Here is a 12,161-nt window from a genome sequence, read left to right as displayed (position 1 = left end):
CGCGTTCGGCGTCGATGCGTACCGCGTGCCCGGCGGGGAGGAGGTGGGAAACATGGACTGGAACTGGACAACGAGTGTTGCGGCCATAGTTGCCCCCGGCCGTGTGCCCCCGTTCGGCGCGCGGTAGGACTCTCCCCCCCCCCTTGCGGCACCTCATGGTGGTGTCCGCTGCTCTCGCGATCCCTTGTGTCGCGTCCCGGGGTGTAGGACCGCGCGTCTGCTCCTACACCTTCGACACGGAATGTGATCGCCTTGACCGAGAAGTCCTCCCCCGGGGACACCGTGCCCACGCCGGTCCCTCACACCACCGCGAACGCGGCCGAGTTGCCCGATCCGAAGCGGTGGTGGGCCCTCGCCGTCATCGCAGGCGCCCAGCTCATGGTGATTCTCGACGGCACGATCGTGAACATCGCCCTGCCCTCCGTCCAGAACGGACTGGGCATGTCGGATGCGAACCGGCAGTGGGTGATCACCGCATACTCCCTGGCCTTCGGCGGCCTGCTCCTCCTCGGCGGCCGGATCGCCGACCTGGTCGGCCGCAAACGCACCTTCATGATCGGCCTGGTCGGATTCGCCGCCGCGTCTGCGCTCGGCGGCGCGGCCGACGGCCCCGGGACGCTGTTCGCGGCGCGGGCCCTGCAAGGGGCCTGCGCGGCCGTCCTGGCCCCCTCCGCACTGTCACTGCTGACGACGACGTTCACCGACCCCGCCGAGCGCGGCAGAGCGTTCGGGATCTACGGCGCGCTCGCCGGGGGCGGCAGCGCCATCGGGCTGCTGGTGGGCGGCCTGCTCACCGAGTACGCGACCTGGCGCTGGTGCCTGTACGTCAACGTCCCCATCGCGCTGGCTGCCCTCGGCGGCGCGCTGGCCCTCCTCAAGGACAGCCCCGGCCAGCGCGGGGTGCGCCTCGACGTCCCCGGCGCGCTGCTCGCCTCCGGCGGGCTCGTGGCGATCGTGTACGGCTCCAGCGACGCCGAATCCGCCGGTTGGGCCGACCCGTCGGTCCTGACCCTGTTCGCGGCCGGTGTGGTCCTGCTCGCCGTCTTCGTGTGGTGGCAGTCCCACGCCGAGCATCCGATGCTGCCGCTGCACATCGTCAGGGACAGAACCCGTGCGGCGGCGCTCGCGACGATGGGCCTGGCCACCGTCGCCATGTTCGGCGCCTTCCTGTTCCTGACCTACTACCTCCAGGCCATCCTCGACTACTCACCCGTACGGACCGGACTGGCGTTCCTGCCGATGTCCGTCACGATCGTCATCGGCGCGACGCAGATCGCCGCCCGGTTCCTGCCCCACACCGCCCCCCGCAACCTGATGGCCCCCGGCATGCTCCTCGCGGCCGTCGGCATGCTGCTCCTGACCCGCCTGAGCATGAACTCCGCCTACACCACCGGGGTGCTGCCCGCGCTGGTGCTGCTCGGCCTGGGTATGGGACTGACGTTCATGCCGGTTTACGCGACGGCGACCGCCGGGGTCGCCCCGAAGGACGCCGGAGTGACGTCCGCGACCGTCTCCACCTTCCAGCAGATCGGGGGCTCCCTGGGCATCGTCCTGCTGAACACGATCGCGTCGTCCGCCGCCACCCGCTACATCGACGCCCACCCGTCCCTGAGCCGGGGCCTGGGGGAGGGTATGGTGCACGGCTTCACTGTCGCGGCCTGGTGGTCGGCGGGCGCCCTGCTCCTTGCAGCGCTGGTCGCGGCCATGGCCAAGACGCCTGAGAAACCCTGACGAAGTGATCTCCGAGGTCGTTGGACCACTCCGGATCGGATGGTGTTCCATGGCGTCCCGTTCGCGCTCCACCCCGGGATCGCCGGGGAGCACCTGCCGCAGGAAGTCGGTGTCGGCTCCGGCATGACCTGCTGACGCCGTCTGGCCAAGTGGCCCGAGTGGGCCGACGCGGGAATGTGGCCCCGGAGGGCCTCTTCGCCGAGCTCCGCAGCGCGAACGTCGCGGACTTCCCCCGGGCCACGGTCGACGGCTCTCCCGCCCCGCGTTGAAGGGCGAGCCAAGACCGGACGAAGTCCCGTCGACCGGGGCAGGACGGGCAGCAAGCATCACCTGATGCGCCCACGCCATACCGGCGGCTTTGAGGTGGGGAGTCAAGGTGGGCAAGTCTGTCCCACCCTCGAGCGCAGGGTGGGGAAGTTCAAGGGTCTGCCAGCGATCTCGTGAATGCCGAGGTCAAACGGCTACGCAGACGGGAATGCCCTGGCGATGGGGGATGTCTGCTTATCGGCCGAGGGCGTGTTCTTTCCCGGGACTCGTGGGGTGCGGGTGGAGTATGTGGAGGCGCTCGGGACTTTGGTCCAGCTGTCCAGTACATGCTCGTCGAGAGCGTGTCCGGACTGCGGTGTCACATCCCGCCGGGTCCACAGCCGTTACGGTCGTCAGCTGGACGACCGTCCCGTTGCCGGCAGGCCGGTGCTGGTTCGGCTGACCGTCCGCCGGTTCTTCTGCGATACCCCAACCTGCGGGCGGAGGAACTTTGTTGAACAGGTCGACAGTGTGAGTGAGCCCTACCAGCGGGCCAGCTCCGGCCTGCGCGTCGTGCTTCGTTCCGCGGCGGCAGAGCTGGGTGCACGGCCTGGTGTCGGCGTACTAGCTCATCTGCAGAGCGGAGTACGGGGTCAATTGCAGAGGTGTGTACGAAGCTTTTTGGCCGGGTCGAGGGCGTCAGCCCTCGTGGTCAGCGTCGCGCATGCTCAGTCGGGCGATCGCCGCAGTCCCAACTGACGCCTCTTATCGCCCCAACCTCCATCCGCAGCCCCCGGCCACCAGTTCCGGCCGCAACCAGCGGGGCGGGCCCGGCGTCCGGCATGGTGTGCGAGCACACGCTGATCCGAAGGGGAGCACTTGAGTTACCACCAGCCTCCACAACAGCCCGGGCCGTACGGCCCGCAGGGGCAGCTGCCTCCTCCGCCCGTGGGCCCGCCGCCCCAGGCCGGCAAGGGCGGCGGTAAGACGGTCGGCGTCGTCGTCGCCGGGGTCCTCGCGATCGCGCTGGCGGGAGGTGGCGCCTGGTACTTCCTTGGCGGCGATTCGGGTGGCCCGGCGCTGAAAGACGATGGGAAGGACTACGAGCTGGCGGTGCTGCGGACCGTGCTAGGCGAGTACAAGTTGGACAACCCGGGCGAGACCGACGGCGAAGTCAGCCATGACAACATGAATCATGTGGGGGTCAAGCGGGCCCACGGCATAAGCCCCGTCTACCGCACCAAAGAAGGCGACGACCGCTCGCCGTCGATCGATTTCGAGGGAGTCTGGGGTGAGGTAGCAGATCCACAGCGGTCCCTCGACCGGGTCATCGCCGACCCCGGCTGGATCACGGGCTGGGTCGGTATCTCGGAGCATGGTGCGAAGGCTGTGGGCAAGCCGCAGCGGGTGATCCCCGAGGGCCTGGACAACGCCGTGATGAAGTGCCAGGTCTTCGAAGAAGCGGGGAACGACGACAAGACCGTGTGCGTCTGGGCCGACTACAGCACCATCGGCGTGGTGGAGCCGAAGAACGACGGCGCTCAGGGCGCGGAGAAGGTATCCGTCGAGGAAACCGCGCAGATCGCAGCGGATCTACGCAACGAGGTGCGTCGGGAAGTGAAGTGACGTCCTCGGCGGGCCGTGTCACCGGTCGGCACGGCCCGTCTCGTTCACGACTCTCAACCCAGCGTCGCTGACGCCCCTGCCGGATTCTTCGGCGAACGGACTGGTCGAACCCCGCCCATTACGGCAGCCGCATGGGGGCGTTCAGCCTGCACTGCCCGTACGCACAACCCGCATACGAGACGCCCAAGACCAACCCGATCGAGTGTGTACGTGAGCCCGTACCCGCCCTATGTGTATGAGCGGCTCCGGCAAGAATGTTCGACCGGTGGGGTGTGTGGGATGTGCTTCCGGACAGCGGGAGGCGGCGTTGGTCGCTGGAACCGTTCGAAGGTGTGGGGCCGCTGCGTTTCGGGATGCGGTCCGAGGAGGTCACCGCCGAGCTGGAGGGCATCGTGCGCAACCCCCAGCGTCACACGCGCGCGGCCCTGTCGCCGGATCGGTACGGCACGGTCAAGGGGGAGTGCTGGGAGCTGGGGCTGACGTTCTATTACGGACTGGAAGAGCGGCTGCGGGGAAGAGCTGCCGATGCTCTGAAAGGACCTCAGATCTACGCGGACGGCGTCGCGTTGGTCGGCCGGACTCCCTCGGACCTCGAACAGTGGATCGTCGACCGTGCCGGAATCCGCGAGCCCTTCTCCGATCTCCGAGCTGTTCTACGCGAACCTCGGCCAGCCCGGATCACGGAGCCTCGGCGTGGTGATCCGTGTCCAGCGGGCTGGTGACCGCCTGCTCACCCGACCGGCGTTCCTCCCCGCACACGACCTCGACGCGCCGGTGAGCTTCCTCCCTTCCACGGCGTGGGCAACCCAGTGACCACAAGTCGGGTCGCCCGGGGATGCGTTTTCCCGGGCCGACCCGACCCCAAAGCGCGGCTGCGTGTGCGTGATCCTCATTCCGGCTGCTGATGATGCGTAGACTCGCTGCCTTGTGAGGCGTCGTGTCACCGAGGGGTCTTCGACCAGTCGGTGCGGCGCCCGCTGCGGGTCAGCCGTCGGGTCATGAGCGTGATGAACGCCCAGTTGAGGTGGGGTCCTTGAGCTGGTTCTCGCGGCGACCCCTCCTGCGAGGGATGGGGGTTCACGAGAGCCACTGATCAGGCGCGTCTGGACAACCTTGAAGAGCACGTTGTTCAGAGCACGTCCCGAGGGAAAGGCCCCGCCTGCCACCACGGTGTGACAGGTGCCCGGCATGCGTATGAGCACGCCGGGGCCGTCAATGCGCCGGGGTAATCCTGATCTCGGCCACGATGCCGTCGCCGCGCAGGGCCAGCGGTCCCGGCCCTTCGTGACGTACGCAGTCGAGACGGCCGAGTGTGGCGTCCGGTGCGCCCGGTGTGGTGACGGTGATCTCTCCGGTGACGGCCATGACGAGGAGGATCTCACCCACAGTGCACGCCACCGTGACCGTTCGCGTGGCGGTGACGGGGAGGATCTGCACGTGTGCCGTTGCCCGGCCCCTGCGGGTCATCACGTTGACGTCGCGGACCGCGCCCGCCGTCAGCTCGCAGTCTGTTGCTGCGTCACCGGAGAAGGAGAAGGGGGCCAACGGCGCGACCGGCTGTCGTGTGCCGTCCACGGTGAGGACCATGCCTTCCCCTTCGACCAAGGTGATCACGCGATCGACCCCGGGAAAGGAAGAGAAGGGCCCCTGTGCGTCCACGTCCGCGACGCTCACCCGCCAGTCGAAACCGTCCACGGGCTCCACCGAGGCCGACGGTGCTTGCATCGCACCTGATGCGACTTCGTGGGTCACGCCGCCGCCGTTCTTCCACGGCACGCAGGGGTATTCGCTCCAGCGCAGGACATCCGTGCCCATACGACGCCGCCTCCCGTTTCCGCGTCGGTTGCCTTCACCACCGCATCTGGGCCACTGCCGCCCGGCTTTGTGTCCATCGGATGGCAGGAGCACGCCGGGGCAAATGGCCACTGATCCCCGGGGCAGCCTAAGTGCCGGCCCGGGTGCACAGAGCAGAGGACGCCTCGCCACCGGGTGCACGACAGGGCCAACAAACCGGACGCCAAGCCGCGAAGGCCCAGGCGCATGCGCCGCCCGGGCGACGCATGCAGCACCGGGCGGTGCCGACGGCGCCAGGCAGCGCTGGGCCTACCCGGCGGGGCCCGACGGTGGGCTCGCCACCAGTGCGGCTCACATCGGCGTAGAACTAGCCGTCAGGCGTATCGGCCCGGCCGGCCAGCCAGTTGGTGGCCAACGCGGTCGATGAAAGGTGACGGGGGACTCACGCGCTGCGGGTGCGGGCAGCCAGCAGGGCAGCCAGGACGCACGGCGCGAGCAGCAGTCCGAAGGCGGCACCGTAGCCGACGGCGTCGGTCAGGCCGGTGCCCAGGCAAGCGTTGAACACGGCCGAGGAGAGACCCAACACGGTTGTCTGGCCCAGGTTCTGGGTGGTCTGCATCGCGCTGCTGGCATAGCCCTGCCGGCCGGGCGGACTGTGGGTGAGTGACAGCACCGTGAGGGAAGGGGCATACATGCCCATGCCGATCGCCGCGATGACCATGGCGGACGCGGCGGTGTACGCGGGCGTCGCGGGACTCGTTCCGACGACCGCGACGACGACCGCAGTTGCCTGCACGAGTGCACCGGCCACGACCAGGCGGTGGCGAGGACAGCGCTCCAGCAGACGGCCTTGCACCCAGGAGAAGCCGGCCCAGGCCACGGCGGCACCGGTGAAGGCCAGGCCGATCACCAACGGAGGCGCGTCCCGATCGGTGACCAGCATCAAGGGCACGTAGGCCTCCAAGGTGAAGAACACCCCTGAACCCAGCCCACACAGCAGCACCGTGGCGGGCAGGCCGCGGGCGGCACGCCAGGTGTCCGGAGGCAGCAGCCGTGACGCGAAGGCCACCAGCAGGGCGAAGCCGCCCGCCGCGAAAAGCAGGTGGCGTACGTCCCAGCCCGAGACGCCGTACTGGCCCAACGCCGCACCCAGGCTTACCGCTGTCGCGACCAGCAGCGCCGGGCGCGGCGGCCGATGGTCCGGCGGGGCGAGCGTGGCCGCCCAGGAAGGGCTGCGCGCCACGACCACCACCGCATACGCGGGCAGCACGGTGAGCGCGGCCAGGCCGAAGAACACCGCGCGCCAGGACCACCACTCGGCCACGAGTCCCGCCAGCGGAGGACCGATCAGCGACGGGACGACCCAGCAGGCGCTCATCAAGGCCAGCGCGCGCGGCCGCAGGCGCTCCGGGTACGCCCGGCCGATCGCGGTGTTGATCGACACCGTGACCATCCCGCCCGCCAGCCCGTCCAGGAAGCGTCCGGCCGCCAGCTGCCAGATCGACGTGCTGGCGCCCGAGACCAGCAGGGTGACCACGGCCAGCGCAATGCCCGCCGCCAGTGGACGCTGCGGCCCGGCACGGTCTGCCCAATGACCTCCCAGTACTCCGCCGAGCAGACTCGCGGCCACGAAACACCCCGCCACCAGCGGGTAGAGCGACACCCCGTTCAAGTCTCGCGCGGCCGTCGGCAGTGTGGGTACGACTGCCAGCGCGGCGAGCCCGGTCAGGAACATCACCGCGGCGAAACACAAGGTGGCGGCACGGTACGTCCCGGAGAACAACCCCTCGGCTGTTGGGGACTGCGCAGGCGGACGCTCAGCCGCCGCCGTGGTCGTCGTGTCGAAATCCTCCACGTTCGGTTCGGTCAATGGAGACGGGCCACTGGACGAACGCTCCGGATCATCAGTCACGGGCCCAGAACGTATGCGGAGCACGCGAATGCGTGCCACGCCTTTTCGGGCTGCCCCGCCCTCGGACGCAGATGGACCGCCTTCCGCATACGGGATGAGTGGTCCGCCACCCGCATACGGGATGAGCGAGATCAGCTGCCCGGCGAGGCGGGGGCACGCTGCTCAGGACACCACTCTCGTACTGAGCTTCTTCAGCGTTGCAGCTCCAGTGTGAGGACGGCCTTGGCGATTGACGTCATGCGGTTGGGACTGCAGCGGGCTTTGCGGAAGATCCGCCAGGATTTCAGGCGGGCGACGCCTCGTTCGACGGCTGCCTGTGCCGCGGCCAGGGCCCGGTTGCGGGTCTTCTCGGTGGGGGTCAGTTCCTGCAGGGGCTTGCGTTTGATGCCGGTGGTCAGCCGGGGGCCACCGCCCTGGTAGGCGAGATCGGCCAGGATGGGGACGCCCTGGCGCTCGCAGATGCGGATGTTCCGGTGGGTGCGGGCGGTGGTCAGGTCGTGGGTGCGGCCCGGCAGGGCGGGTGAGAGCCACAGCAGTCGGCCGCCGGGGTCGGTGACGGCCTGTCTTGGGCAGGCCCGGTGCACGTTCGGCGAGCAGGTGGATGACCGTGCGGGTGTAGGCGTGGGCGGTGGACTCGCTGATCCCGAACCCGGCGGCGATCTTCGCCAGGGTGGTGTGTTCGCGCAGGTACACCAGTGCCGCCATCGTGTGCTGGGACGGGCGGAGCTTGCAGCGCCGGTCGCCCGCGCGGGTGACGATCAGCATGGTGACCCACTCCACGAGCGCGTGCGGCAGGTCGGTTGCGGCAGGATGTATTACCAACGAGGCCCCAGAGCAGCGTGGTTGAGACGTCAGGCATCTCGATCAACAGCCCGGGGGCCTCGCTCGTTGCGCCTCAAGGACTGCCACCCGATCGGCGGCCAACTCGAAGAAGCTCACTGGTGCACCGATGGCCCGTCATCTGGGTCTGAGGGCGGAGCGGAACCGATGGGGCGCACGGGGGCGCTCGCACCGTGCGGCCGTGACCGGAACGTACGCCACCTCCGTCAGGGGCATGCGCCCGCGCACACTGTGTGACGATGCGCCCCTAAGTGCGCCCCCCTCGGGCCGGGTGGAGCCGCCCTTCGGGCCTGTCGTTCGTGTCCGGGCGCACCGCAATTGACCCGCCCGTGTCAATGCCGCGGGTCTTGCCGAGGGCTCGCAGGCTCATGGATCCGGCCAACTGGTGTTCACCGGCTAGTTGTTCACGGGGTGAATCCGGAATCCATTGCTGGTCAGATGGGTTTTCGGTCACTTGTCCGCAGGGTAGAACGCGCCGTGTTCCGCAGGCGTGTGTTTGAGGAGGTGGCAGCCGGGCACTTGGGGCAGGCGGTGGCCCGGCCATGGCTGTCGTGCGAGGTTGAGGCCTCGCGGAAGCTACTCACCGGTTACTGCGCGCGGCAGCAAGAGCACTATCCGTTCAACTTTAGGGGGTTGCTATCCCGTGACCCACCGTGAAGACTGTGGCCGAGTTCCACCGGGACGAAGGGGGTTCGAGTGCGCGCTGAGCAGAGCGTCGGACAGGTTCCGGCAGGGTGTGCGCACCGCCTCACCCCGTTCCCGGGTATTCGGCCTCAGGGGGGCCGCCACCAGTTCGTAGGTGCATGGGGAAGCACGCGCCCAGCCAGCGGCGCGGAACGTTTCACTGGGGGATGAGTGATGTCGGCAAGGTTCGCACCAAAGGTGCCGTCCTTCGTCCAGGGGCGGGTGAAGCACCGAAGTGCGCCGTGGCGGCTGTGTTGAGCCCGGCCAACACGGCCTCGTTGACGGACGGATGACAGCCGAACGACCCGGCGGGCACGCCACCAGCGCCTAGACCCGCGCAGGTGTCGGCCCGCACGACGTGCGTGCCCAACTGGCCCGCAAGCATGCCTGATCGAGCCCGCCGGTGCAGCGGAGGCAGGCATGCCCGGCCACCACCGTTCCCGTCCGCGCGCGTTGCCGTCCGACCGGAGGCGTACCACGCCCACGTCCGGCGTGCCGAACGCGACCGCCTCAGCCGCACCCCGCCCATGGCCCCACTGCGCCCGCACGCGCCATTCAAGGGAGAAATGTGACCAGCAGCGAAACGATACGGCCGGACTTACCCTTCGCGGCCTTGACCGACCGCTGGCAGGCCCTGCGCGAAGGCGGGCCCGTCAGCTACGAGGAAGCGCAGGGCGTGTGGCGGGTCGTCGACCACCAAGGGGTCGCCGCCGTGCTCGCCGACCCGGCGACGTACTCCTCGGACATGACCCCGATCGCCCCCACTCAAGAGGATTTCGCAGCCTTCACCCAGGGCAACTTCGTCGGGATGGATCCGCCGGAGCACCGCAAGTTCCGCACCCTGGTGAGCCAGGCGTTCACCCCGCGCGTGGTGCAGGGCCTCGAACCCCGCATCGAAGCCGTGTGCAGGCGTCTGCTCGACACCGTGGCTGACCGAGACAGGTTCGATGTCGTCGACACCCTGGCCTACCCCCTGCCGATCATCGTGATCGCCGAGCTCCTCGGCATCCCGGCGGACGATCACCCGCTGTTCCAGGAGTGGGCCGCCACCCTCTTCGGCGGCGACCAGCTCAGCGAGGCGCCCGACGCGGCCGACCTGGAGCGCGCGCTCGAAGCCATCGCGCCGACCGTGCGCGAGATGAACAGCTACGTCCTCGACCACATCCGGCACCGCCGCGCACACCCCGCCGACGACCTCATCAGCGAGCTCATCGCCGCCGAGGTGGACGGCGTGCGGCTTGAGGACCAAGAGATGGTCGGCTTCGTCGCCCTCCTCCTGGTGGCGGGCCACGTCACCACCACCGCCCTCCTCGGCAACGCCCTGGTGGCCTTCGACCAGCAGCCCGGCACGCTCACCGCCCTGCGCGCGGAACCCGACCGGCTGCCGGTCGCCGTCGAGGAAGTGCTGCGGCTGCTGCCGCCCTTCCCCGAACTGGGTCGCCGCATCACCAAGCCCGTGCGGCTCGGCGACCATGAACTGCCCGTCAACTCCCTCGTGATGGCCCACCTGGGTGCCGCCAACCGCGACCCGAGCCGGTTCACCGCGCCCGACACCCTCGACATCCGCCGCAGCCCCAACAACCACCTGACGTTCGGCCACGGCATCCACTTCTGTTTCGGTGCGCCGCTGGCCCGACTGGAGGCCCGGATCGCGCTGCGCATGCTGCTCGACGACTTCCGCGATCTCGTGATCCCGTCGTACGCCGACGTCACGTACCAGAATCCCGCCGTCATCATCGGCGTACGTCACCTGCCGGTCGAGGTCAAAAGGCCCTAGCGACCGCACCTCGGCGCGGCCGGCCGCCGCCCATCCCGCCCGGTCGGCGTGTCACCTTCCACGAGCCACAGCCCACGGGAGTTCCCTTCTCATGCCGTATCCCACAGCCACCCCGGTCGCCGACCGGCAAGCACCGCTCCTGCGCCAGGAGTTACAGGACCGCCTCGACAGCCTCGCCCACGCCCACCGGGTGCCCGGAGCCCACCTCGCCGTGGACACCGGCACGGAACTCATCAGCGTCCACACCGGCACGGCCGACGCCGCCACCGGCCGGGCGTACACAGCCGACACGGCCGTCCCGCTGGGCTCCGTCACCAAGGTCTACACCGCCGCCGCCGTCCTCCTCCTGGCCGACGACGACGATCTCGACCTGGACGACCCCGTCGCCTCGTACGTCCCCGAACTGCGCGAGTTACCGGAGGTGACGATACGTCACCTGCTCGGCCACACCGCCGGGTTGCCCACGGGACCGGACTCGGACACCGCTGCCCGCACCACCGCGTCGCGCTATCTGTCCGGGCTCTGCACCGCACAGGACGCGCTGTTCGCACCCGGCACCGGCTTCTCCTACTCCAACGCCGGCTACATAGCCGCCGGCCGCCTCGTGGAGCTGGTGACCGGCATGACCTGGCAGGAAGCCGTCCAGGCGCTGCTCCTCGACCCCCTGGGCACCGAGCCCGCCTTCCTCGGCGAACCCGCTCCCGCCCGCCCCGGCGCCGTCGGCCACGCCGTGAACACGGCCACCGGCCGACTGCGCCCAACCCATCAGAACCTGGCCCCGGTGGAGGCACCGGCCGGCGCCCTCCTTGCCGGCGCGCTCGACCTGGTGGACATCGGACGAGCCCTGGCGGGCCGCTCCGCCGTACTGCCGCCCGACCTCGCCGCCCGCATGCGACGGCCCGAACCCGGCGCCGCCCCGGGTGCCTTGGCCGACGGCTGGGGCCTCGGCGTCGCGCTGTTCGACCAGGACGGGCAAAGGTGGTGCGGCCACGACGGCAACGCGCAGGGCACCTCCTGCCACCTGCGGGTGGAACCGGAAAGCGGTGTGGTCGTCGCCTTCACCGGCAACGCCGGCGGTGCCACCAAGCTCTGGCAGGACCTCGTCGACGACCTTCCCCGGCTCACCGGCGCGCGCGTGCCGACCGCTCCGGCGCCCGCTCACCGCGGCGACCCCATCGCCCTCCCCGAATGCGCGGGCGCCTACCACAACGGCCCGACCGAATACCTGATCACCCTCGACGCGGACGGTCGCCCCACGCTGTCCGTCGACGGTGACGCCCCGCTGCCGCTGGTCTGCTACCCGGACCTGACGTGCGATCTCGTCGACCCCGCCACCGGCCGCCTCGAGCCCGGCGGCCGGTTCCACCGCGACCCCGCCACCGGCGTCATCGAGCACGTGCAGATCTCGGGTCGCGCCGCCCGCCGCACCGGCACCGTCTGACGTACACCGCACCGCCGTCCTCCTGTGCCGTGCGGTCGCGGCACCCCCATGACTCCGCCGTCCGGGGGCGCCTTCCGCAGCGGCGCGCCCAGCACCGTCCCCGTACTGAA

At 69.8% G+C, this 12,161-nt stretch carries 8 protein-coding genes and 1 pseudogene; 6 read left to right on the top strand and 3 right to left on the bottom strand.

Translation table 11 applies throughout. The features are described 5' to 3' along the window. Nucleotides 1–282 precede the first annotated feature (282 nt). The 4 genes from ACZ6AA_RS35855 (at nt 283) to ACZ6AA_RS35840 (ending at nt 4,325) form a co-directional block, all read left to right on the top strand. A complete protein-coding gene (locus tag ACZ6AA_RS35855; protein ID WP_471462742.1) occupies nt 283–1,731 on the top strand; it encodes an MFS transporter in 1,449 nt (482 codons plus the stop codon). 444 nt (nt 1,732–2,175) lie between these two features. Next, a complete protein-coding gene (locus ACZ6AA_RS35850) occupies nt 2,176–2,736 on the top strand; it encodes a transposase family protein (RefSeq protein ID WP_471462646.1) in 561 nt (186 codons plus the stop codon). A 120-nt stretch (nt 2,737–2,856) separates the two neighbouring features. Next, nucleotides 2,857–3,603: a hypothetical protein gene (locus tag ACZ6AA_RS35845; RefSeq protein WP_471462644.1), complete on the top strand. Its 747-nt coding sequence runs from the start codon at nt 2,857–2,859 to the stop codon at nt 3,601–3,603. 254 nt (nt 3,604–3,857) lie between these two features. Beyond that, entirely contained in the window at nt 3,858–4,325 is a 468-nt protein-coding gene (locus ACZ6AA_RS35840; protein WP_471462642.1) for a hypothetical protein, read from the top strand. A 490-nt stretch (nt 4,326–4,815) separates the two neighbouring features. On the opposite strand, the gene ACZ6AA_RS35835 is transcribed toward ACZ6AA_RS35840, so the two are convergent. The 3 genes and pseudogenes from ACZ6AA_RS35835 to ACZ6AA_RS35825 form a co-directional block, all read right to left on the bottom strand. Continuing rightward, entirely contained in the window at nt 4,816–5,418 is a 603-nt protein-coding gene (locus tag ACZ6AA_RS35835; RefSeq protein ID WP_471462640.1) for a HutD/Ves family protein, read from the bottom strand. A 421-nt stretch (nt 5,419–5,839) separates the two neighbouring features. Next, complete coding sequence (locus tag ACZ6AA_RS35830) at nt 5,840–7,309, bottom strand: MFS transporter (RefSeq protein ID WP_471462638.1); 1,470 nt, start codon at nt 7,307–7,309, stop codon at nt 5,840–5,842. Nucleotides 7,310–7,500: 191 nt separating this feature from the next. Then, nucleotides 7,501–8,131: pseudogene (locus ACZ6AA_RS35825) on the bottom strand (transposase). Between the two features lie 1,315 nt (nt 8,132–9,446). Between ACZ6AA_RS35825 and ACZ6AA_RS35820 the strand changes: the two are divergent. After that, nucleotides 9,447–10,610, top strand: a complete 1,164-nt coding sequence (locus ACZ6AA_RS35820; RefSeq protein ID WP_468461451.1) for a cytochrome P450 — start codon at nt 9,447–9,449, stop codon at nt 10,608–10,610. A gap of 91 nt (nt 10,611–10,701) precedes the next feature. Then, nucleotides 10,702–12,051, top strand: coding sequence for a serine hydrolase domain-containing protein (locus ACZ6AA_RS35815; RefSeq protein WP_468461453.1), 1,350 nt, complete (start codon nt 10,702–10,704; stop codon nt 12,049–12,051). The last annotated feature ends 110 nt before the right edge of the window (nt 12,052–12,161 follow it).

It is taken from the genome of Streptomyces sp. NPDC040610, from assembly GCF_055594065.1.
Note: the sequence above shows the minus strand (reverse complement) of the source record. Positions and strands in the feature narration are given on the sequence as shown.

Bases quoted from the DNA above. Each gene is read 5' to 3' on its own strand.
- ACZ6AA_RS35850 (WP_471462646.1), top strand. From the start codon at position 2,176: ATGCCGAGGTCAAACGGCTACGCAGACGGGAATGCCCTGGCGATGGGG.
- ACZ6AA_RS35840 (WP_471462642.1), top strand. From the start codon at position 3,858: ATGTTCGACCGGTGGGGTGTGTGGGATGTGCTTCCGGACAGCGGGAGG.
- ACZ6AA_RS35835 (WP_471462640.1), bottom strand. From the start codon at position 5,418: ATGGGCACGGATGTCCTGCGCTGGAGCGAATACCCCTGCGTGCCGTGG.
- ACZ6AA_RS35815 (WP_468461453.1), top strand. From the start codon at position 10,702: ATGCCGTATCCCACAGCCACCCCGGTCGCCGACCGGCAAGCACCGCTC.